Source organism: Neorhizobium tomejilense (genome assembly GCF_964254135.1).
In the GTDB taxonomy this organism is placed as follows: domain Bacteria; phylum Pseudomonadota; class Alphaproteobacteria; order Rhizobiales; family Rhizobiaceae; genus Neorhizobium; species Neorhizobium tomejilense.
Window position 1 is genome coordinate 308,516 of record NZ_CAXUSO020000001.1, and the last position, 20,481, is coordinate 328,996.

20 protein-coding genes and 1 tRNA gene are annotated in these 20,481 nt (G+C 61.2%); 15 read left to right on the forward strand and 6 right to left on the reverse strand.

The annotated features are described in order from the left end of the window. Positions 1 to 32: 32 nt before the first annotated feature. Both ACSQ3G_RS01520 and ACSQ3G_RS01525 read right to left on the reverse strand, forming a co-directional pair. Positions 33 to 905, reverse strand: coding sequence for an amino acid ABC transporter permease (locus tag ACSQ3G_RS01520; protein WP_436108788.1), 873 nt, complete (start codon positions 903 to 905; stop codon positions 33 to 35). A 4-nt stretch (positions 906 to 909) separates the two neighbouring features. Then, a complete protein-coding gene (locus ACSQ3G_RS01525; RefSeq protein ID WP_436108789.1) occupies positions 910 to 1,842 on the reverse strand; it encodes an ABC transporter substrate-binding protein in 933 nt (310 codons plus the stop codon). 627 nt (positions 1,843 to 2,469) lie between these two features. On the opposite strand from ACSQ3G_RS01525, the gene ACSQ3G_RS01530 reads away from it, so the two are divergent. From ACSQ3G_RS01530 to ACSQ3G_RS01555, 6 genes are read left to right on the forward strand one after another with little or no spacing between them, the layout of a single operon-like run. Continuing rightward, positions 2,470 to 3,582 carry an ABC transporter ATP-binding protein gene (locus tag ACSQ3G_RS01530; protein WP_436108790.1) on the forward strand — a complete coding sequence of 371 codons (1,113 nt, stop codon included), beginning with the start codon at positions 2,470 to 2,472 and terminating at the stop codon, positions 3,580 to 3,582. Positions 3,583 to 3,633: 51 nt separating this feature from the next. Then, entirely contained in the window at positions 3,634 to 4,674 is a 1,041-nt protein-coding gene (locus tag ACSQ3G_RS01535; RefSeq protein WP_436108791.1) for an extracellular solute-binding protein, read from the forward strand. Between the two features lie 9 nt (positions 4,675 to 4,683). Continuing rightward, a complete protein-coding gene (locus tag ACSQ3G_RS01540; RefSeq protein WP_105402114.1) occupies positions 4,684 to 5,511 on the forward strand; it encodes an ABC transporter permease in 828 nt (275 codons plus the stop codon). After that, positions 5,504 to 6,325 (forward strand): ABC transporter permease, encoded by an 822-nt coding sequence (locus ACSQ3G_RS01545; protein ID WP_436108792.1) that lies wholly within the window; start codon positions 5,504 to 5,506, stop codon positions 6,323 to 6,325. Before ACSQ3G_RS01540 ends, ACSQ3G_RS01545 begins: the two co-directional genes overlap by 8 nt. A gap of 31 nt (positions 6,326 to 6,356) precedes the next feature. Beyond that, positions 6,357 to 7,781 (forward strand): Xaa-Pro peptidase family protein, encoded by a 1,425-nt coding sequence (locus ACSQ3G_RS01550; RefSeq protein ID WP_436108793.1) that lies wholly within the window; start codon positions 6,357 to 6,359, stop codon positions 7,779 to 7,781. Positions 7,782 to 7,784: 3 nt separating this feature from the next. Further along, entirely contained in the window at positions 7,785 to 8,447 is a 663-nt protein-coding gene (locus ACSQ3G_RS01555) for a flavin reductase family protein (RefSeq protein WP_046664659.1), read from the forward strand. Positions 8,448 to 8,637: 190 nt separating this feature from the next. On the opposite strand, the gene ACSQ3G_RS01560 is transcribed toward ACSQ3G_RS01555, so the two are convergent. Beyond that, positions 8,638 to 8,711, reverse strand: a tRNA-Gln gene (locus ACSQ3G_RS01560). Between the two features lie 278 nt (positions 8,712 to 8,989). On the opposite strand from ACSQ3G_RS01560, the gene ACSQ3G_RS01565 reads away from it, so the two are divergent. Then, positions 8,990 to 10,582, forward strand: a complete 1,593-nt coding sequence (locus ACSQ3G_RS01565) for a Ppx/GppA phosphatase family protein (protein WP_436111649.1) — start codon at positions 8,990 to 8,992, stop codon at positions 10,580 to 10,582. Beyond that, positions 10,579 to 11,373, forward strand: a complete 795-nt coding sequence (locus ACSQ3G_RS01570) for an RlmE family RNA methyltransferase (RefSeq protein WP_436108794.1) — start codon at positions 10,579 to 10,581, stop codon at positions 11,371 to 11,373. The genes ACSQ3G_RS01565 and ACSQ3G_RS01570 overlap by 4 nt, the downstream gene beginning before the upstream one ends. On the opposite strand, the gene ACSQ3G_RS01575 is transcribed toward ACSQ3G_RS01570, so the two are convergent. Further along, complete coding sequence (locus ACSQ3G_RS01575; RefSeq protein ID WP_436108795.1) at positions 11,374 to 12,777, reverse strand: DHA2 family efflux MFS transporter permease subunit; 1,404 nt, start codon at positions 12,775 to 12,777, stop codon at positions 11,374 to 11,376. Between the two features lie 195 nt (positions 12,778 to 12,972). Between ACSQ3G_RS01575 and ACSQ3G_RS01580 the strand changes: the two genes are divergently transcribed. The 6 genes from ACSQ3G_RS01580 to ACSQ3G_RS01605 all read left to right on the forward strand — a co-directional run bounded on the left by ACSQ3G_RS01580 (position 12,973) and on the right by ACSQ3G_RS01605 (position 17,998). Beyond that, a complete protein-coding gene (locus ACSQ3G_RS01580) occupies positions 12,973 to 13,962 on the forward strand; it encodes an MBL fold metallo-hydrolase (RefSeq protein WP_172723973.1) in 990 nt (329 codons plus the stop codon). A 180-nt stretch (positions 13,963 to 14,142) separates the two neighbouring features. After that, positions 14,143 to 15,645, forward strand: a complete 1,503-nt coding sequence (guaB, locus tag ACSQ3G_RS01585; protein WP_436108796.1) for an IMP dehydrogenase — start codon at positions 14,143 to 14,145, stop codon at positions 15,643 to 15,645. Positions 15,646 to 15,845: 200 nt separating this feature from the next. Then, a complete protein-coding gene (locus tag ACSQ3G_RS01590) occupies positions 15,846 to 16,265 on the forward strand; it encodes an MAPEG family protein (RefSeq protein ID WP_436108797.1) in 420 nt (139 codons plus the stop codon). A 216-nt stretch (positions 16,266 to 16,481) separates the two neighbouring features. After that, positions 16,482 to 17,366, forward strand: a complete 885-nt coding sequence (locus tag ACSQ3G_RS01595) for a dienelactone hydrolase family protein (protein WP_436108798.1) — start codon at positions 16,482 to 16,484, stop codon at positions 17,364 to 17,366. 112 nt (positions 17,367 to 17,478) lie between these two features. Then, the gene (locus tag ACSQ3G_RS01600) at positions 17,479 to 17,793 is read left to right on the forward strand and encodes a BrnT family toxin (RefSeq protein WP_436108799.1); all 315 of its coding nucleotides are present in this window, start codon (positions 17,479 to 17,481) and stop codon (positions 17,791 to 17,793) included. Continuing rightward, entirely contained in the window at positions 17,717 to 17,998 is a 282-nt protein-coding gene (locus ACSQ3G_RS01605) for a BrnA antitoxin family protein (RefSeq protein WP_436111766.1), read from the forward strand. The genes ACSQ3G_RS01600 and ACSQ3G_RS01605 overlap by 77 nt, the downstream gene beginning before the upstream one ends. A 30-nt stretch (positions 17,999 to 18,028) precedes the next feature. Here the strand turns inward: ACSQ3G_RS01605 and ACSQ3G_RS01610 are convergent, their stop codons facing one another. Further along, on the reverse strand, positions 18,029 to 18,979 hold the full coding sequence (locus ACSQ3G_RS01610; RefSeq protein WP_105402103.1) for a LysR substrate-binding domain-containing protein: 951 nt from the start codon (positions 18,977 to 18,979) through the stop codon (positions 18,029 to 18,031). A 195-nt stretch (positions 18,980 to 19,174) separates the two neighbouring features. Here ACSQ3G_RS01610 and ACSQ3G_RS01615 point away from each other — a divergent pair, with 195 nt between their 5' ends. After that, on the forward strand, positions 19,175 to 19,474 hold the full coding sequence (locus ACSQ3G_RS01615; protein WP_105402102.1) for a YjiS-like domain-containing protein: 300 nt from the start codon (positions 19,175 to 19,177) through the stop codon (positions 19,472 to 19,474). 81 nt (positions 19,475 to 19,555) lie between these two features. On the opposite strand, the gene ACSQ3G_RS01620 is transcribed toward ACSQ3G_RS01615, so the two are convergent. Beyond that, positions 19,556 to 20,461, reverse strand: a complete 906-nt coding sequence (locus ACSQ3G_RS01620; protein ID WP_436108800.1) for a DUF937 domain-containing protein — start codon at positions 20,459 to 20,461, stop codon at positions 19,556 to 19,558. Between the last annotated feature and the right edge of the window lie 20 nt (positions 20,462 to 20,481).

The following is a 20,481-nucleotide window of genomic DNA, read 5'->3' on the forward strand; positions in this document are numbered from 1 at the left end:
GCTTGGTTGGGTTGAACGATGGCGTCGGGCTGTCACGTCCGTCGCCGGGTCTCCTTTTGCGAGCCGCCAGACCGGCCCTTGGGTGCGAGCTGCTTTTCAAGAAAATGCTGGCCGATCGAGGCGACCGTGGTGATCGCGAGATACCAGAGCGATGCAACGCACAGCAGTTCGATGACCAGAAAGTTGCGCGCATAGATGGCCTGCGCCTGTGTCAGCAAATCCTGCATGCCGATGACGGAGACGATGGCACTGGCCTTCAGCATGCCGATCGCCTGGTTGCCGGTCGGTGGAACGACGAGGCGGACCGCCTGCGGCAGAACGACCGTCCGCAAGGTTTGCAATGGCCGCAAGCCCAGGGACGATGCCGCTTCACGCTGTCCACGATCCACCGCCGTCAGGCCGCCGCGAATGATCTCGCTCATATTGGCGGCCTCGTGCAGACCGAGCGCCAGGAACCCGGCGACCGCGGGAGTGACCAGATCATTGATCGATATCGTATAGGTGCCGAGACCCACCTCGGGGATAAAAAGTGCGATGTTGAACCAGAAGAAGATCTGGACGATCAGCGGCACGCCCCGAAACCACCAGACGAAGCCGACAGCCATCGCTTTCAGCACGATGTTCTGGCTGGTGGCCATGATGGCCACGATGCAGCCGACGGCAATCCCGGCCACCATCGCGCCTGCCGTCAGTTGAAGCGTCAGGACGACGCCGCCCAGGATCATCGGATCGATCATGAAGCGAGGGACTTCGCTCCATTGAACGCTCTGGCTACGGCCCACGATCATCATAAGGAGAGCCAGCGCGAGGATCGCGCTGGTGCCGGTTGTAATTTGCCCCCACCGTATCGGCTTGCCGACGGGAGGTGCCATGGCGATGCTGACAGGTTGAGCAAAAAGGGACATGGGCTCAATCCACCGGCATGCTGGCGGCGTCGTTGACCTTGACCGTCTTCACGGCGAGCGGGCCAAGGCTCCATTTTTTCATGATGGCCTCATAGGCGCCACTATCGACCATGTGCTGAAGGCTTGCCACGACCGTGTTGCGAAGCTGTGGGTTGTCCTTCGATACCAGCATGCCGAGATATCCGACTGCGAGGCGGACATCCGGAAGAGCCTGCAGGCCGACGCCTCTGCCGGTCTGGTTTGCCGTGGTGTAGACGCTCGTGGCATAACCGTTGACGGTCGCATCGGCGCGGCCGGTGCGCACTGCCTGCAATACGTCGGGCATTTTCGGGATGGACATGATGTTCATCGGCGTGGCGCACTTGGCCGACGCGGCTTCCACCATGCGCCCCTGGAAAGTGCCGACCGGCACGGCGACCTTCTTGCCGCAGAGATCCGCCATGCTCTTGATGCCGAGCGGGTTGTCCTTGATGGTCATGATCGTGGTGGCGTCATACATGTAGTCGATGACATCGACCTGCTTTTCCAGTTCCGGATCATCGTTGATGCCGGAGACGGTCATGTCGAAACGCTTCGACAGGATTGCAGGAACGATCGCGGCCCCAGCGCCGACGTCGGTCATCTGCACGTCGATGCCGAGAACAACGCCAAGCGCGGCCGCGATATCGGCATCGATGCCGATCAGCTTTCCATCCTCTGCGCGGAAGCTGATCGGCGGGGTGAGGTCGGTTGCGACCTTGAGGACCTTTGACGCCTTGATGGCAGGCGGCAGGCCGTCCGCGAGTTTCTGGTTGAATGCTATGCCCGGCAGCTTCGCCACGTCCGCCTCCGGTATCATCTTCACCGCTGGGCCTTCGGCTGCCTGTGCCGACAGGGAGAGCAAGGCTGCGAATGTGCTGGCAAGTCCGCTTCTCAGAATTCCGTTGATGCTGTTCATGGGATCCCCTTTCGTTGTTTTGCTGTGTTTGAATTCTCGGGGATTTTGAAGCAATCGCCGTGCCAAGTTGACGGACTGATTTCTAAGTTGTTGAGAACAAAGCTAGATATTTCCATCTAGAGATTCGCATAAACTTTCGAGATTAGTTTCGTGTGTTCATGCGAATATGAATGCATAAAATTTCATCGGGCTCAACGTTGTTGTCAGGGGAAGCGCCGCGTCCAATCCAATTTAGCTCCAATTATAGGAATATTTACCTAATTTTGAAGGCGAAAACTCTGCAATGGGCGCGTTTCCGGTGAAAAGTGGCGTGAATTCTCCCGTCCGGCTACCAAGCTTCTGCTCAAGAACTAAACTATCGAGACCAAATTATATGCAACAACACTGATTTATTCAGATTCAAAACTCTATGATAATAAACTTGCGAATTTCACTTCGACAAAAATAACATATTTAAAACATTGCCTTGCTTCGATTCTTCGGTTGGCAGTTTGAAACTGGCACGGTGCTTGCAGTTCGATTGGCATGAACCAGACCCTGACCAGATTTTTTAGCCAACGACATATCCGCTTAGCTCCCGGTCGCTACTCGCGTCCCATCGTTGCGGCAGATCATGGGGGAATTTGCATGCCTCATATTGCGAACTCGATCGAAGGAAAGCAGCTCAGTGTCAAAGACCTCACGCATAGTTATGGCGGACAGAATGCCGTCAGCGATGTGTCCTTTGAGGTCAACGCGGGAGAAATCGTCGCACTCCTCGGGCCAAGCGGCTGCGGCAAATCTACGGTGCTCCGGGCTATTGCAGGCTTGATCCACCCAAAGTCTGGCCGAATGGTGCTCGGTGGGGCCGACCTTGCCAACATATCAGCCCGAGCTCGTGGCATCGGCATGGTCTTCCAGAATTATGCGCTGTTCCCGCATCTGACCGTGGCTGAGAACATCGCCTATCCACTCGCCTGCCAGCAGGTTCCGCGTGCCGTACGAAAAGCACGCGTCGAGGAAATGTTGTCCCTCGTTCGCCTCAACGGTTACGGCAATCGGCTCCCACGCGAACTGTCCGGCGGCCAGCAGCAACGCGTCGCGGTTGCCCGCGCCATAGCAGGGCGCCCTTCGCTGCTTCTGCTCGACGAGCCGTTCGGCGCACTGGACCGGGCGCTTCGCTTCGACCTGCAGGTCGAACTTCTGCATCTTCAGAAAACACTCGGGATCACAACGCTGATCGTCACCCACGACCAGGAAGAGGCCCAGAGCCTGGCAAACCGTCTTGTCTTGATGAGCAAGGGTAATGTCGAGCAGATCGATACGCCGATGGCCGTCTACGACCGGCCGAACACGCTGTTCGTCAACACCTTCATCGGGCAGGCCAATATTCTCCACGGAACGGTCGTGCGTCTGGATGGTGAAGCCACATTGATCGGCTTGCCGGGCGACAAGGCTCTTCGCCTGCCGCGCCGCCTGAACTTCACCATCGGATCGAAGGTCACCGTCACCTTCCGGCCCGAGGAGGTTCGGCTGACGAGCCAGCCAGGCGAAAATTCGCTTGCGGCACGCGTGACCGTATCCGTGCCGCTCGGCCCGACGCTCGTCCACGACCTCGTCCTCGACGACGGGACCAATCTGCGTGCGTCCGAGGTGCGGGGCCCTTCGACCTTCGTTCCCGAAACCGGGACGCAGGTTTTTGCCGAGATCGATACCGCGCGAGCCCATGTCTTTCCGGGTGAACCGGAAGTCTCCCGGTGAATGAAGCCAGTGAATGAAAGCCGTCAATCAACAACCAACAGAGGTGATCGCATGACCAACTTCAATATGACCCGCCGTAATTTTGGCCTGCTCGCTGCCGGTGCGGCCGCAGCCGCAACCATGCCGTTTTCCGCCCGCGCCGCCGGCGGCAGCGTCGTCGCCGCAACCTTCCCCGGCAACTGGGAGGATGGCTACCGCACGGTTCTGACGCCGCTAGTGAAGCAAGCCGGTTTCGATCTGACGGTCGCCCCGGCTCTGGCGCAGGACCAGCTCGCCAAGGTGATGGCGAGCCCCGGCAACCCGCCTTACGACACGCTGCTGATGTCGCCTGGCCAGATGGCGACCGCCATCGACAACGACCTGATCCAGAAGATCGATCCGAGCAAGCTCAAGAACTGGAGCATGCTCGACCCGGCCTTCCAGGGCGAGTACGGCCCGACCGTGACGATCGAAGTCAACGGCATCGCCTACAATCCCGATCTCGTGCCGGCCCCCAAGGGCTATCGCGACCTGTTCGAAAACCCGGCCTACAAGGGCAAGGTTTCCTGGACCGGCTTCGGCTCGAACACCGGCGTCATGGCCTATAGCCAGATCGCCAAGATCTTCGGGACCAGTGCCACGGACATGGATGCCGTCTTCAAGCTGTTCAAGGACAATCCGGAGCAGATCAAGGGCGTCGTCGCCAGCACCAACCACCAGATGACGCTGTTCCAGCAGGGCGAGATCGCGGTCTTCATGTGCTCGACCGGCAACGTCGCGCGTCTGAAGAGCATGGGCCTCAAGGCCGAGTTCGTTCAGCCGGAAACCGGCTCTCCCGCAGCCCCCGTCAACATCCACCTGACCAAGGGCTCGAAGAACGTCGAGGCGGCCTATGCTTACATGGATGCCGCGATCTCCAAGGCGGCACAGGATCAGTTGAAGATGCCGCCACGCGAGATGTTCCCGACCAACGGGCAAGTCGCCCTGACACCCGGCATCGAGGCTTTCGTCAAGCGCGACCAGCTTGCCGGCATGATCTATCCGGACTGGGCTTCGATCAACAAGAACCGTGCGGAATGGATCCGCAAGTTCGACGCCCTCGTTGCTGGTTGAGATAAGACAATGAAGGCGAGCGGCTTCCCCTACGTTATCCCGATGCTCCTCTTGTCGGTGGCGTTCTTTGCGACGCCGCTCGCCGTTCTCATCGGGTTCAGTTTCATCGGCCCAGACGGACTGACACTCAACAATTATGGACGCTTCCTCGGCGATGCGTTCAACTATCGCGTGCTGATGAATACTGCCAAGCTCGGTCTGCAGACTGTAGCGAGCACGACCCTGCTCGGCATTCCGATCGCGCTCCTGTATTGGCACAGCGGCAAGACTGCGCGTCAGGTCATCATTTTTCTGACGCTCATTCCCATGCTGACCAGCAACGTGGTGCGCACATTCGCCTGGATCGTCATCTTGGGCAGACAGGGGCCGATCAGCGAGACCTTCGTGGCTCTCGGTCTTGCAGGACAACCGTTCTCGCTGATGTCCACTGAACTCGGCCTGGTGCTGGCCATGTGCCAGATCGATCTGCCCCTTATTATCCTGCCGCTGATCGCGATCCTGTCGCGGACACCCGTCCAGTTCACTGAAGCCGCGCAGGTTTCCGGTGCCGGCCCTTGGCGGATTTTCGTGACCGTACTTCTGCCGATGATGCTGCCGGGCCTGCTGGCCGGTTGGATTCTCGTTTTTGCGAGTACCAGCAGTTCCTTCGTGACGCAGGCGGTCATCGGCGGCGCCCGCAACGTCTACGTTCCGCAACTCATCTACCGTGAGGTCGGCACGCTGTTCGACTGGTCCATGGCATCGGCGATTGCAGTCGTCCTGCTGCTATCGACCGGAATTCTGCTCGTCGCAATGACAATGATTTCCCGCCACAGAAGGCTCGTTGGCCATGCGTAACAAGCGTGAAAATCCGGTCCCCGCTTTCCTCTACAAGGCATTCGTGTTCGGCTTCGGTGGCCTCAGCCTGATCTATCTGGTCGCCCCGATCATCATCGCCATCACCATGTCGTTTACGTCGGGGCAGACCCTGAAATACCCGCCGCAGGGCTTTTCGATCCGCTGGTACGAGGCCTTGTTCGATCCGATCCGCTCGGGAACCGAGCACATCGCAGCCGGCAACTCGTTGAAGATTGCCGCTCTTGCGGTTCTAGGGTCCCTGCTTTTTGCAGTTCCCGCCACCATCGGCATGGCACGGATGAAACGCAGCACTGTGAGTTCCATCGAGCCTCTCCTGCTCGCGCCGCTCGTCCTGCCGAGCCTGGTCTACGGTCTTGCGGCACTGATCGTCGCCAACTTCGTCGGCTTCCAGCCTTCGCTCTGGCTGACAGTGACCGGCCATGTGGTCGTCTTCGGGCCGCTGATGTACAGAGCCGCATCCGTTGTAGCCCAGGGGATCAATCCATCGCTGGCGGAGGCTTCGACGGTGATGGGGGCGACGTGGTTTACGACGCTGAGGCGCGTAACCTTGCCGCTCCTGCTGCCGGGCATTCTTGCCGGTGCGTTTCTCGTCTTCATCCAGTCGCTCGACAACGTGTCCGTCTCGCTCTTCCTCGCAGATGCCCGAACCACGGTGCTGCCGCTCAGAATGTTCGCCCTCATCGAAGAGTCGCTCGACGTCCGCGTTGCCGCGATGTCGGGAGTTTTGATCGCTCTCACGCTCGTGGTGCTGCTTGTCGCAAGACGGGTGCTGGCACCGCAGAAGCAGGCCTGACCTATTTTTAGAATTCTGGAAGGAATACCCAATGAACATGCGTGCAACCAAGGCGGGCTCCTATCGTGTCGGATCGCTGCTCGCCGATTTCCAGCCGGACTTCGATTTTGCAGCACCACTGCCGCTGCCGGTCGAGGAATTCGAGGATCGCCTGCGTCGCATCCGCCGTCAGGCGGTCGAAGCGGGGCATGACGCGCTGATCGTCCACACCGGCGGTGTCGGCTGGTTTCACACGTCGAACCACTATCTCCGCTATATCTGCGACTGGATGCGCGAAGGCGTGCTGATCATCCCGACCGACACCGACAAGCCGCTGACGCTTCTCTCCTTCTTCACCCAATCCGTGCTCCTGCCGCCGGGCGGTGAACCGGTGCTGGTCGAGGATATCTGGCAGATCGGCCCGATCGGTCGCGAATATGCCGATCGTCCAGGCGACTCCGTGATCAAGACTGCCGAGAAATGTGCCGAAGTGCTGGCCAGCCTCGGGCTGGCAAAGGCCCAGATCGGCCGGATCGGCGACCGTACCTCGCTGACATTCTGGGTGGCGCTCGACGAATTCATGCCAAAGAGCAAGTTCATCGCCGACAACGCCATTCTCGACCGGATGCAGAAGGTGCGTTCACCGCGCGAGATCGAGATGTTCCGGGCTGCCGCCCAACTGGTCAGCATCGCGACCCAGGCCGCCTATCACGTCGCCCGACCTGGCGTCACCGACCACGAGATCTATGCCGCCTTCACTCAGGCCCAGCTAGCCTTCGGCGGTGAGACCGGCGACGGCTACCAGATAGGCATCAACGAATTCGGCACCCATTGCGGCAAACCCTATGGCCATGTCGTGCGTCCGGGCGACCTGATCAATCTCTATGTCTCCAACATCACCTACCGCGGCTACACGGCCCAGACCGCCCGCATGATCGCAATCGGTGAGATTACCAAGCGGCAGGAGGAGGTGCTCGCCGTCTGCACGGAAGGCGTCAAGCGCGCCGAAAAACTGATCCGGCCGGGTGCGCTGATGCGCGATGTCAACAATGCCGCCTTCGAGCCGATGATCGAGCGTGGCATGTTGACCTCCCCGGAAGCCCGCACCATGCCCTATAACTGGGCGCCGATGGATGATGGTAGCGCGCGGCTGATCCCACGCCAGTATGTGAAGAACATCGACTGGGAGGCGCAGGGCCGCAAGCTGATGCATGTCTATCCGGCGACGGAAGGCCCGCATAATCCCAATCTCGGCCATTCCGTCGGCATGGCTGGGAGCCAAAACAGTTTCAACATTTCCTCCCACAACTACGACCGGATGGAGGAAGGCATGGTGTTCGTGATGCATACCCAGTGGCTGGAACCGCTCTCCGCCGGCTGCAATGTCGGCGACATGTATGTCGTCACCAAGGACGGGTTCGAGAACCTTTCCCGCCACACCCCGCTTGAAACCCATCGTATCGCTGCCGAGGCCTGACACATGACCGACCATACTCATTTCGATTTCGCCAAGCTTAACGAGCGCGAGCGCTACAAGCTTCTGATCGGCACCGTGATCCCGCGCCCCATCGCCCTGGTGACGACGGTCAGCAGGCAAGGGCAGCCCAATGCCGGACCGTTCAGCTTCTTCAACGTGCTGACCCATGATCCGGCCATCGTCGCTATCGGCGTCGAGAACTATTCGGACATGCGTTTCAAGGACACGGCGCGAAACATCCGCGAGACCGGAGAGTTCACGGTCCACATCTGCGATAACGCGCTGGTCGACCAGATGGAGGTCTGCGCCATCAAGTTCGGCCCCGAGGTCGACGAGATGGAGGAGGCAGGCCTTGCGACCGTCCCCGGCCAGATGGTGCGCAGCCCGCGCATTCTCGCGGCGCCTGCAGCGCTCGAGTGCCGCCGTCACACCACCCTGCAGGTCGGCCCGGCGCGGGAAATCATCTTAGGCGAGGTGCTCGGCGTCTATGTCCGCAGCGACGCCGTCAACCCATCGAACCTGCATATCGACCAGCAGCTCATGGACGCGGTGGGGCGCATGGGCGGGCACACCTATGCCCGGACCCGCGATCAGTTCGACATCAAGACGCTGACCCCGCAGGAATGGGAAAGCCGGAAGGAGGGAGCGAAGGCGGCGGCGGAATAAGCGCGCTTATCCGCTTCCTCCGCGTGATCTGCGCCTTCTTATGGTCCGAACAATAAGGGCTGAGTAGAAGCCGGCGGCCGGGAGCGACGCCGCTGCGCGATTTCGCGCGTGGGCATCAGGTCGCCAATGATGCCAAAACGATATCCGGCGCGACTGGAAAATCAAGGAATTAAGGGCTTTTAGGGAGAATTGGCTGGGGAACCTGGATTCGAACCAAGATTAACGGAGTCAGAGTCCGTCGTTCTACCGTTGAACTATTCCCCAGCAGGGTGCGCCGGTGAATGCCCGGGCCGGTGTGCGGCGCTTATAAACAAAAGCGCGCGGATTGCAAATACCGATTTCGAAAAAAATCGACGCTGCGGAGGCTTTCTCGTCTTAGGCGCGGAAAAGCTCAAAAGTCGGCTGATGACAGGGCAATGACATGGTCGGCAAAAAGCCGTTGGCGAAATCGCCCCCGCCTGTTATCTTCGCACCAACGAAACAATCAGACGCCAGCGGCATACCTTCAAGAGGCTTTGCGCGGCGAGATGGACTTAACAGTGATGGACCCCGATAGCGGCGCAAAGCCGCCGGAAGGCGGGGCGTCGGCGGTACCGCGCGGAGAGGGTAAATCCTCGAGGCGTCGGAAGGCGAAGCGGAACGGCAAACGTCGTGACGCGGCGCCTGTAACCAATTCGGAAGCGGTCGATTCGGCCGCCTCTGCCGGACGTCCCAACAGCCAGGAACCCAACCCGTCGGCGCGCAAGCGCAAGCGGCGCCGCGCGAAATCCGCGGGCGCCCAGCAGCCGGTACAGGGGGCGAACATCGCACCCGCAGCACAGCAGGTTCCGGTTCGTGGCGAGGGCGGGCAACAGCCGCACTCGGCCAAGTCGTCGTCGCGCAATCGGCGCAAGAAGAACAGAGGCGGTCGCGGCCTGCAGGGCCGGCCGCTGACGCCTGCCAAGGCGGCGCCTGGTGTGGCCAAAGCTCCAGCGCCTGCCGGTTCAGGCCAGGTTTCCTCCAAGGATGTGCGCGGTAGGGCAGGAGCCGAAAGCCCGGGCGCGGAGCAGCGCGGCGAAAAATTCTCCTACGTCAACGATCTCTATGCGGCGCTCGACCTCGGCACCAACAATTGCCGCCTGCTGATCGCCCAGCCGACAAGGCCGGGCCAGTTTCGCGTCGTCGATGCGTTTTCACGGATCGTCCGTCTCGGCGAAGGGCTCGGCACCAGCCGCCGGCTGTCGCAGGATGCCATGGACCGTGCGGTCGAAGCGTTGCGCATCTGCGCCACCAAGCTCGCCAACCGGCCGATCCGCCGCATGCGGCTGATCGCAACCGAAGCCTGCCGGGCTGCCGAGAACGGCGAGGAATTTCTGGCGCGGGTGATCTCGGAAACCGGGCTGGAGCTGGAAATCATCGATCGCGAGACCGAGGCGCGGCTTGCCGTGTCGGGATGCTCGTCGCTGGTCGGCCGCGAGGCGCGGTCCGTCGTTCTCTTCGATATCGGCGGCGGTTCGTCGGAAATCGCCGTCATCCGCATCGATGACAGCCGTTCGAGCCGGCTTGCCAATCACATCACCCATTGGACCTCGCTTCCGGTCGGCGTCGTGACGCTGTCTGAACGGCATGGCGGGCGCGACGTGACGCCGGAAGTGTTCAGCGCCATGGTGACGGAAGTCGAAGGCATGCTGGCCGGTTTCGATTGCCCACCGCTTGCCGCCTTCCGCCGCCAGGGCGCCGAGGATTTCCATCTGATCGGCACGTCGGGCACGGTGACCACGCTTGCCGGCGTGCATCTCGACCTGCCGCGCTACGACCGCCGCAAGGTTGATGGCCTGTGGCTGTCGGATGCGGAAGTCTCCGCCATGCAGGCAAAGCTGCTCTCCTGGGATTTTGCCGGCCGTGCCGCCAATCCCTGCATCGGTCCGGACCGGGCCGATCTGGTGCTGGCCGGCTGCGCCATTCTGGAAGCGATCCGCCGCCGCTGGCCGAGCCAGCGCATGCGGGTGGCCGACCGGGGCCTGCGCGAGGGCCTGTTGACGGACATGATGGCCGATGACGGCGTGTGGCGCCGGGTGCGGCCGCGCCGCACAGGGGGCAATCAGGCGGGCAGTCAAGGTGCCGGCGGACAGGATGAGGCTGGAGCAAGGCGATGACGAAACCACCCTCCAAATCCCCCGGTAGCGGCAATCGCACTGGCCGCAAGCTCGGCCAGAAGGTCAAGAAGGGCAAGCTCAAGGCGTCGTCGCGGCGCTGGCTCGAGCGCCATATCAACGACCCTTACGTCCAGCGCGCCAAACTCGAAGGATATCGCGCCCGCGCGGCCTTCAAGCTGCTGGAGATCGACGAAAAACATCAGATCCTCAAAGGCGCCCGCCGCATCATCGATCTGGGTGCTGCACCGGGAAGCTGGTCGCAGATCGCCGCCAATGTCACCGGTTCGACCGATGATGATATCCGCGTCGCGGCGATCGATTTCCTGGAAATGGCGCCGCTCGCCGGCGTCAAGATCCTGCAGCTCGACTTCCTCGATCCGGAAGCGCCGCGCCTGTTGATGGAAGCGATCGGCGGCACGCCGGACGTGGTCATTTCGGACATGGCGGCGCCGACCACCGGCCACCAGAAGACCGATCACCTGCGCACCATGCATCTGTGCGAGGTGGCGGCGCATTTCGCGGTCGAGGTGCTGGGCGAGGGCGGCCATTTCCTCGCCAAGACCTTCCAGGGCGGCACCGAACGCGACCTGCTCAACATGCTGAAGCAGAATTTCAAGCAGGTCATCCACGTCAAACCGGGCGCATCCCGCCAGGAATCGGTCGAGATGTTCCTGCTTGCCAAGCATTTCAAGGGCCGCAGGGCCGGCGAGACTGCCCCAGAATCCGAGGTGGAGGATGCTGACGTGGAATACGTCGAAGCCGAAGACACCGACCTGGACGACCGGGCCTGATTACTCGCCGGCTTCCGGCTGGATCTTGGCGGCTCCGTGGCCGGAAACGGCAGCACCCGTCATCGGGTCCAGTCTCAGCAGGGGCATGATCGCCAGAAGCGAAAGGGCCGCCACCAGGAAGAAAGCCAGGTGGAAGTCGAAGAGCTGCAGGTGCGTGCCGGTGACCGCCGCCGAGGCTTCGAGGATGAAGGCCGCAAAGGCGACGCCCAGCGCCATGCTGATCTGCTGCATGACGGAGGCGATCGAGGTCGCCTGGCTTGCCTGTTCGTCGCTGATCTCGGAATAGCTGAGTGCATTCGAGCCGGTGAAGAAGAAGGAACGGCAGACACCCGACATCAGCAGGAAGGCGACGATCAGCGCGTGGGAGGTTTCCGGCGTGAAAAAGCCGTTTGCCGCTGTGGTCGCCGCGCCGAGCACGCCCGCGACGATCAGCGTCATCTTGAAGCCGGTCATCGCGAAGACGCGGCGCGCGACGAACTTCACGATCAGCGCGCCGAGCGCGCCCGCAAACGTGATGAGGCCGGATTGGAAAGGGTTGAGGCCGAAACCGAGCTGCAGCATCAGCGGCATCAGGAACGGAATGGCCCCTGTCGAGATGCGGAACAGCGTACCGCTGCTGCTGGCGGCCCGGAACGCATCGTCCTTGAAGAGCCGCAGGTTGAGGATCGGCGCGGGATGGCTGCGCGCATGGACCACATAGGCGACCCCGGCTGCGAGCCCCAATGCCGTCGCCGTGATGCCAACGGCCGGCGGTAGCGCCGGAAGGCCGACGACCGAAAGTCCGAAGACCGTGCCGGCGGCGGTGACCGAGGTCAGGAAGAACCCCCACCAGTCGATCGAGGGAGGATTGGTGGTCTCGATCTCCGGCAGGAAGATTGTCGCGAGATAGATGCCGAGCAGGCCGACGGGCACGTTGATCAGGAAGATCCAGTGCCAGGTGAAATAGGTGGTGATGAAACCGCCGATCGGAGGGCCGGTGAGGGGGCCAACCAGTGCCGGAATGGTGAGCAGCGCCATGGCCGAGACGAGTTCGCTGCGTTTCGTGGTGCGCAAGAGAACCAGGCGCGCGACCGGCGTCATCATCGCCCCGCCCATGCCCTGCAGAAAGCGCGACAGCACGAACTGCAGAAGATCCGAGGAGAAGGCGCAGCAGATCGAGCCGATGACAAAGACGAAGATCGCGACGCGAAAGATTTTCTTGGCGCCGAAGCGGTCCGCCATCCAGCCGCTGATCGGGATGAACATGGCGAGCGCCACCATGTAGGAAGTCAGCGCCAGTTTGAGCGTGATCGGCCCTACATTGAGGTCGGCGGCGATCGCCGGAAGCGCGGTCGCAATGACGGTGGAGTCCATCTGCTCCATGAAAAGGGCGACGGCGAGAATGAGCGGAACGATGCGATTCATGGGGTGCCTACAATGGCGGGAATTGGCCCGTCCATAGACCTGTTGGTCCCGTCTGCCAATTGCGGAATCTCACCGTTTCGGATTTTGGGTCACGTCTGCGTGAGATCGGATTTCCTCGGCAGGGCGCGCGGTTATGTTCCACCGGATAGGACCCGATCTTGACGGTCCGGCACAATTCCAGGAGGCAGCGACATCATGACGAATTCAGGTATCGGACGGCGCACCCTTATCGGCACAGCCGGTTTGGGCATTCTCGCCGCTCCGGCGATCATCAATGCCGGGGCTTTTGCCCAGGAGAAACAGAAACTGGCTATCGATCATGTGACCCCGCCGGATATTCACAAATTCAAACTCGGTGGTTTCCAGGTTCTGGCGGTGAAGGACGGCGCCCGCCCCTCCGGTGCTCCCGGCGAAACCTTTGGCCTCAAGCAGCCGCCCGAAACGCTCGCAGCGCTGCTCACTGAGAATTTTCTGCCGACGGACCAGTTCGTCAACAGTTTCTCTCCGACGCTGATCGATACCGGTAGCAACGTGATCCTGTTCGATACCGGCCTCGGTAAACCGGGCCGCGCCCAGGGGGTCGGACGCCTGATCGAAGGATTGGCAGCCGCTGGCTACATGCCGGAGGATATCTCGATCGTCGTCATCACCCACATGCATGGCGACCATATCGGCGGCCTCATGGAAGACGGCAAGCCGGCTTTCCCGAAAGCGCGTTACATCACGGGCCAGGTGGAATACGACTTCTGGACCGATGCCGCCCGCGCCGGCACGCCTGCAGAGGGCAACCAGAAGAGCGTGCTCGCCAATGTGAAGCCGCTTGCCGAAAAGATGACCTTCCTGAAGGATGGCGGCGAAGTGGTTTCCGGCATCACCGCCATGTTGGCGCCGGGCCATACGCCCGGCATGCTGAATTTCAATATCGAATCGCAAGGCAAGCGCCTGATCCTCGCTGCCGATACGGTCAACCACTACGTCCTGTCGCTTCAGCGGCCCGAATGGGAGGTGCGTTTCGACATGGACAAGGCGCAGGGGGCGGCCACCCGCAAGAAGGTCCTCGACATGATCGCCACGGACAAGGTCGCCTTCCTCGGCTATCATATGCCCTTCCCGGCGGTCGGTTTCGTCGAAAAGCAGGATACCGGCTACCGGTTCGTGCCGAAGAGCTATCAGTTCGACATCTGATTATTGTTGAAAAGCAATCGAAACCCGGGAGAAGCCTCTCTCGGGTTTTTGCTATTCCCTTCTTGTCATGAACGTGTTACCAGCCCTCGCCAACTTCCAAGCAATTGTTGCCGGAGCGTCGGGACGTATAGAGTCGTTCCTGAGCGCATCCCGCATTTTCTAGATCGAAGGAATTTGGCAATGGCACGCATCATTGAAACCGCAACCGGCGCAGATGCGCTTACCTTCGACGACGTGCTCCTGCAGCCCGGCCATTCCGAAGTCATGCCGGGCCAGACGAATATCGCCACGAGCATCGCCCAGGATATCGAACTCAACCTGCCGATCATTTCCTCGGCCATGGATACGGTGACGGAAAGCCGGCTTGCCATTGCCATGGCGCAGGCCGGCGGCATCGGCGTCATCCACCGTAACCTGACCCCGATCGAACAGGCCGAACAGGTCCGCCAGGTCAAGAAGTTCGAAAGCGGCATGGTCGTCAACCCGGTGACGATCGGCCCGGACGCGACGCTGGCCGACGCGCTGTCGCTGATGAAGTCCTACAGCATCTCCGGTATTCCGGTGGTCGAGAACGGCGGCGGTCATGTACCGGGCCGGCTGGTCGGCATTCTCACCAACCGCGACGTCCGTTTTGCGTCCGATCCGGCTCAGAAGATCTACGAACTGATGACCCGTGAGAACCTCATCACGGTCAAGGAAAGCAGCGTCGATCAGACGGAAGCCAAGCGCCTTCTTCACAAGCATCGCATCGAGAAGCTGCTGGTGGTGGATGGCGAAGGTCGTTGCGTCGGTCTCATCACCGTCAAAGATATCGAAAAGTCCCAGCTCAATCCCAATGCCTCCAAGGACGCTCAAGGGCGCCTGCGCGCTGCGGCCGCGATCAGCGTTGGCGACGATGGTTTCGAGCGCGCCGAACGTCTCATCGAGGCCGGCGTCGATCTGCTGGTCGTCGATACGGCCCACGGCCACTCGCAGCGCGTGCTCGACGCCGTCACCCGCGTCAAGCGCATCTCCAACCACGTACGCGTCATGGCCGGCAATGTTGCCACCTCCGACGGCACCAAGGCGCTCATCGATGCCGGTGCGGATGCGGTCAAGGTCGGTATCGGCCCGGGCTCGATCTGCACCACCCGTATCGTCGCCGGCGTCGGCGTGCCGCAGCTCGCAGCGATCATGTCGGCCGTCGAAGCGGCACGGGTGCAGGACATTCCCGTCATCGCCGACGGCGGCATCAAGTTCTCGGGCGACCTTGCCAAGGCGATCGCCGCCGGTGCATCCGCCGTGATGATCGGCTCGCTGCTGGCCGGCACCGACGAAAGCCCGGGCGAGGTCTATCTCTACCAGGGCCGCTCGTTCAAAGCCTATCGCGGCATGGGCTCGGTAGGCGCCATGGCCCGCGGTTCCGCCGACCGTTATTTCCAGGCGGAAGTGCGTGATACGCTGAAGCTGGTTCCCGAAGGCATCGAAGGCCAGGTTCCCTACAAGGGTCCGGTCTCGGGTGTGCTGCATCAGCTCGGCGGCGGCCTGAAGGCGGCCATGGGTTATGTCGGCGGCGCCAATCTCAAGGAATTCCAGGAGCGCGCCACCTTCGTGCGTATCTCCGGCGCAGGCCTGCGCGAAAGCCACGCGCATGACGTGACGATCACCCGCGAGAGCCCCAACTATCCGGGCTCTGGCGCCTGACGGTTTCGATCGGAGGAGGTCGCGTGCCTCCTCCTCCTCAAGCCTCGGAAATAGTTGGTTGGATGCCTGCGACCTTGCCTCATTGCGAAGTCGGGTAGTCCGCAGGCAGTGGTGAGACCATGTGGCGCCGCTCGGACGGCACGCCATTGTGCATCGGCGAACCCGTGTTATTGGGTTCCTCTGACGAATGAGGAGAACCGATGCTTTCCACCGACGCGATGCTCTGGCCGATGATAGCGCATGCCGCGCTGGTCTTCTTTCTCTACTGGCTCCTGTCGAGGAAGCGGTACATGGCTGTGAAGTCCGGCAGCGCCGCGGCCGGTCAGTTCCGTGAAAACCGGGAGGAGCCGCGCGAAAGCCTGATTGTCCACAACAACCTCAAGAACCAGTTTGAGCTACCGATCCTGTTCTACGCCGTTTGCCTCGTCCTTTATGTATCGACTGCAGACAATTGGGGCACGGTTGCGCTTGCCTGGATATTCGTGCTTTCCCGCTATGCGCATTCCTACGTGCATCTCACCAGCAACCGGCTCCGCTATCGCCGCCCGATCTTCATGGTCGGCTTTTTTGCGGTGATGGCTATGTGGGGCTGGCTCGCGGCCTGGCTGGTTTTGAACTAGCGTAGCCAGCGCCAGATGGGGTCGAAAGCCGGACCCCCTCGACCTTCGCAGAGCGGCGCTTGCGGCTTTCCGCCGTAATTTTGGCGGAGCGGCCGATCAACCGACCTCACGAACAAGTGTAATATCGGGCACTTGGATCACTCAGTGTTTCATCTGCAAGCTGCAGGTCCTCGGTATAGATTTCTCCGTCATACGGTCTGCTACGGAGGAATAGCCATGGATAACGAGACACCGAAGATCACCCAGGCGATGATCGACGCCTATGATGAATACACCCATCTGACTTTAGACCGCCGTCGCTTCATGGAGAAGCTGACCCAGCTCGCGGGCTCCGGTGCGGCCGCTGCGGCAATCGCGCCCCTGATCGGCGCCAGTTCCGCCATCGCGGAGATCATTCCTGCCAATGACGAACGGCTGGCCACGGAGGACGTTACCTATCCGGGCGCCAACGGCGTGACGATGAAGGGTTATCTCGTAAAACCCAAGAATGCCTCCGGCACGCGCGGCGGCGTCCTCGTCATCCATGAGAACCGCGGCCTCAACGCCCATATCAAGGACGTCGCCCGCCGTATGGCGCTCGAGGGCTTCAATGCGCTCGCCGTCGATTTCCTGTCGCCCCAGGGCGGCACGCCGGCGGATGAAGAGCAGGCCCGGCAGATGTTCTCCTCGCTGAAGCCTGAAGAGGTTTCGGCCAATGGCGAAGCAAGCCGCACCTATCTCGCCGGCATCAGCGGCGCGAACGGCAAGGTTGGTGCGATCGGCTTCTGCTGGGGTGGCGGCGCGGTCAACAATCTTGCCGTGAAGTCCCCCAGCCTCAACGCTGGCGTCGCCTATTACGGCGCCCAGCCGAAAGCCGAGGACGTGCCCGCCATCAAGGCGCCGCTGATGCTGCATTACGGCGGTCTCGACGAGCGCATCAATGCCGGCATTCCGGCCTTCAAGGCGGCGCTTGAAAAAGGCGACAAGACCTTCGAGATCTTCGTCTACGACGGCGCCAACCACGCCTTCAACAACGATACCTCGTCGGCCCGCTACGACAAGACAGCCGCCGATCTCGCCTGGAGCCGCTCGGTGGCGTTCTTCAAGAAAAATTTGGCTTAATCGCCACCTCCGCATATTGCGAAGTTAGAAAAGCCGGGTTTGCCCGGCTTTTTTGCCCTATCAAAATGTACACTATTTGTGTATGATATCGCCAGATGCCGGGGAAATCACCATGGAATTCGAATGGGACGATGTGAAGCGGCAGCAGGTGATCAAGGAACGTGGCGTCGATTTTTTGTATGCCGCCGGAATTTTCGAAGGGGCCATTCTAACGCGCATAGATGATCGAGCCGACTATGGTGAGGTCCGAAAGATCGCGCTGGGAATGGTCGAGGGAGAGTGTTTCGTCGTCGATTTTACCGAGCGCGGCGACGTGATCCGGCTGATAACAGCGTGGAAAGGAGGTCGGCATGACCGATCAGAATATCAGAATAGCATCGCTCACAGAGCTGAGGAAAATGAGGGAGGCGGGGGAGCTTTTTCATGACCCTAAGGCGCCGGATACAGAAAACCTTGGCGCGGAATTTTGGGCCAAGGCTGACGTAAAAAGTCCTGCGAAACCCCGCTCCGTACATTTGAAGATCGATCCGGAAGTTTTCGATTTCTTCTTCGAGGAAGCCAATGGCAAGGGGCACCTCACGAAGATGCAGAACGTCCTTCGTGCCTACGTCAACGCCCATAAACATTCCTGATAGCCGCCAAACGTTTGGCGGCTAGTCGTCTCACCACCCCGGCATCACCTGTGTCGCCCGGGCCCGCGGCATGCGCTGGAACGCTTTCACCTCGCCGTCGAGATCGTCGGGTATCACGGCCGGCGAGATGTTGTCGAGGCAGGCGGTGATGTGGTCGGTGATGGCGTTCATCAGCGACGGTGAAAGTCCGGGCCGCTTCATCAGGCCGATCTGCACCGGCGGCAGCGGCGGGAAGCCGTCGGCGGACGACAGCACCTTCATGCCGGTGCGAAGCGCCGACTCGGGCAGCACCGAGACGGCCATGCCCGCGAGCACCGCGGCTGCGACGACGGTCGAGGACCAACTCGTGAACAGGACCTGGTATTCGCGCCCGTCTGCATCGAGCGCCGAACAGGCAAGCTGCCGCCAAAGGCAATCGCGGCGGCCGACCGCGAGCGGCACCGGCGCATCGTCCTTCAGCGGATGGTTGGCTGAGGCGACCCAGCAGAGCGGCTCCGTGCGCATCACGTCGGAAATCCGCTGGCGCGGGTTGTGGGTGACGAGCGCGATATCCAGCTCGCCGCGTGCCATCTTCTCGGCAAGGCTGACCGAGGGCTCACAGACGATATAGAGTTCGACATTCGGGTGGGTCTTGGCAAAGCGGCCGATGATCTCGGGCATGTACCGGTCGGCGTAGTCGTCCGGCGTGCCGATCCGGAGCGTGCCCTCGAGACGGTTGTCGTCGAAGGCGGCGATCGCCTCGTTGTTCAGGCGGATGATGCGCCGTGCATAGTTCAGGAGCTTCTCGCCCTCCGCCGTCAGCCGGTTGCCGCGGCCGTCCTTGGCGAACAGCTGCTTGCCGATCCGTTCCTCGAGACGGCGCATCTGCATCGACACGGCGGACTGAGTTTTGAACACCCTATCGGCGGCCTTGGTGAAACTGCCGGTGTCGACGATGGAAATAAAGGTATGCAACTGATCGATATCGAGCGGTGCGGACATGAGAATGATCCATCAGAGAGGTTGATGCTAATCATTAGAAACATTCGTTGGACTGATCAATAGGTTTTACGCGATAAGGAGATCGCAAATCAAAATCGAAGGGTGCTTCTTCCCTGAGCACCCAATCCGGGCAGCCTTTCCGTCGGACCTCCACGGAAGGGACGGCCTTTCTCGTGCCTGCGAAAGGATAGACCAATGAGCACGACCGACTGCGGAACTGAACTCGATCTGGTTCACGAGGAGCGCGGCACGCAAGGCCGTCTGGCTGTCGTGATGCTGCGAACGAAATCCGTATGGCGTGCCTTTCGCAATCGTTTGGCGAGCAATCGCCTCCATGATCTCGACGACCGCCAGCTCAACGATATCGGCATCACACGGCATGATGTGGTGATGGCGCTCGATCGGTCCGGCGTGCTGGATGATCCGTCGCTGCTTCTGTCCCGCTCCGCTCGCGAGCGTGCGCGGCACCGCTTTGCAAGACCGGCCAATCGCTGATCTTGCCTGACCTTTTCCCCGCAGGGTGATAGCCAATAGCCCTGCTGCTTGCCCGGCCGGTCGATCCGTGCCGGGCTTTTTTTATTTGGAAGGCTTTGGAGCGACAGGCGTCGCCGCCGGCTCGGCATTGGTGCCTGTGCCATTGCGCAGATAGGTGTCGAAGATCGCTTCCATGTTCTTCTGGTAGCTCTTCTGCACTTCAAGCCCGCTGTCGAACATGTTGTTCAGCACGTCGCGATAAGGATTGGATTCGTCCGCCGGCGCTTCCTTGGATTTCTCGGGCGTCGGGGCTGCCGCCGGGCTGGGGCTCGTGAAGGCGCCGCCCATCATGTCCTGGAAAGCCTTGGCGAAGGGATTGTCCGCAAACGGGTTGCCGCTCGAAGGCTGCGGCTGTTCCGGCTTGTCGAGCCCCCACATGGAGCGCATCGCCTGGGCGAAGGGATTGTCGAAGGGATTGGCAGCCGCCTGGGGCTTAGCCTTCGGCTGCAGGCCCATGCTTTCCAGCCATTGCTGCTGCATCTGGCCGATGGGGGAGGCGGCGAAGGCCTCGTTGGCGCCGGTCATCTGACCGCTCATCTGCTTGAACAGCCCGCCCATCAATGTGTCGGCCATGGCCGGCATCATCTTCTTGAAGACTTCCTGGCCGATCCCGGTGAGCTGTTCTGCCTGCGCTGCGATCGCGCGGGAGACTTCCTTGGAGCCGAACAGCTTTTCGAGCACCGCGTTGCCGTCCATCGTGCCCTGCGGCGTGAAGGCCTTGGTCAGGTCCTCGAAATATTTGCCATAGGCGCCGGACACCATGCTGCTCATCAGCGAGGTGAGATCATAGGGATTGGCGCTGGTGCGCTTGAACCCGGAGGAAAAAGCGGGCATCAGCGCCGCCATGGCCTGGGTGGCCTGTTCCTGGGCCAGGTTGAACTGCTTGGCGATCGCCTCCATGCCTGCGCCGTTCTGAGCCCTGAGCATCATGTCGAACAGTGGCAGCATGGAGAATCCTTTCCGGTTGT

What these genes read in the sequence shown, in the direction of transcription:
- ACSQ3G_RS01520 (WP_436108788.1), bottom strand. Translation starts at nt 905, where the DNA reads ATGTCCCTTTTTGCTCAACCTGTCAGCATCGCCATGGCACCTCCCGTC.
- ACSQ3G_RS01525 (WP_436108789.1), bottom strand. Translation starts at nt 1,842, where the DNA reads ATGAACAGCATCAACGGAATTCTGAGAAGCGGACTTGCCAGCACATTC.
- ACSQ3G_RS01530 (WP_436108790.1), top strand. Translation starts at nt 2,470, where the DNA reads ATGCCTCATATTGCGAACTCGATCGAAGGAAAGCAGCTCAGTGTCAAA.
- ACSQ3G_RS01535 (WP_436108791.1), top strand. Translation starts at nt 3,634, where the DNA reads ATGACCAACTTCAATATGACCCGCCGTAATTTTGGCCTGCTCGCTGCC.
- ACSQ3G_RS01540 (WP_105402114.1), top strand. Translation starts at nt 4,684, where the DNA reads ATGAAGGCGAGCGGCTTCCCCTACGTTATCCCGATGCTCCTCTTGTCG.
- ACSQ3G_RS01545 (WP_436108792.1), top strand. Translation starts at nt 5,504, where the DNA reads ATGCGTAACAAGCGTGAAAATCCGGTCCCCGCTTTCCTCTACAAGGCA.
- ACSQ3G_RS01550 (WP_436108793.1), top strand. Translation starts at nt 6,357, where the DNA reads ATGAACATGCGTGCAACCAAGGCGGGCTCCTATCGTGTCGGATCGCTG.
- ACSQ3G_RS01555 (WP_046664659.1), top strand. Translation starts at nt 7,785, where the DNA reads ATGACCGACCATACTCATTTCGATTTCGCCAAGCTTAACGAGCGCGAG.
- ACSQ3G_RS01565 (WP_436111649.1), top strand. Translation starts at nt 8,990, where the DNA reads ATGGACCCCGATAGCGGCGCAAAGCCGCCGGAAGGCGGGGCGTCGGCG.
- ACSQ3G_RS01570 (WP_436108794.1), top strand. Translation starts at nt 10,579, where the DNA reads ATGACGAAACCACCCTCCAAATCCCCCGGTAGCGGCAATCGCACTGGC.
- ACSQ3G_RS01575 (WP_436108795.1), bottom strand. Translation starts at nt 12,777, where the DNA reads ATGAATCGCATCGTTCCGCTCATTCTCGCCGTCGCCCTTTTCATGGAG.
- ACSQ3G_RS01580 (WP_172723973.1), top strand. Translation starts at nt 12,973, where the DNA reads ATGACGAATTCAGGTATCGGACGGCGCACCCTTATCGGCACAGCCGGT.
- guaB (WP_436108796.1), top strand. Translation starts at nt 14,143, where the DNA reads ATGGCACGCATCATTGAAACCGCAACCGGCGCAGATGCGCTTACCTTC.
- ACSQ3G_RS01590 (WP_436108797.1), top strand. Translation starts at nt 15,846, where the DNA reads ATGCTTTCCACCGACGCGATGCTCTGGCCGATGATAGCGCATGCCGCG.
- ACSQ3G_RS01595 (WP_436108798.1), top strand. Translation starts at nt 16,482, where the DNA reads ATGGATAACGAGACACCGAAGATCACCCAGGCGATGATCGACGCCTAT.
- ACSQ3G_RS01600 (WP_436108799.1), top strand. Translation starts at nt 17,479, where the DNA reads ATGGAATTCGAATGGGACGATGTGAAGCGGCAGCAGGTGATCAAGGAA.
- ACSQ3G_RS01605 (WP_436111766.1), top strand. Translation starts at nt 17,717, where the DNA reads ATGACCGATCAGAATATCAGAATAGCATCGCTCACAGAGCTGAGGAAA.
- ACSQ3G_RS01610 (WP_105402103.1), bottom strand. Translation starts at nt 18,979, where the DNA reads ATGTCCGCACCGCTCGATATCGATCAGTTGCATACCTTTATTTCCATC.
- ACSQ3G_RS01615 (WP_105402102.1), top strand. Translation starts at nt 19,175, where the DNA reads ATGAGCACGACCGACTGCGGAACTGAACTCGATCTGGTTCACGAGGAG.
- ACSQ3G_RS01620 (WP_436108800.1), bottom strand. Translation starts at nt 20,461, where the DNA reads ATGCTGCCACTGTTCGACATGATGCTCAGGGCTCAGAACGGCGCAGGC.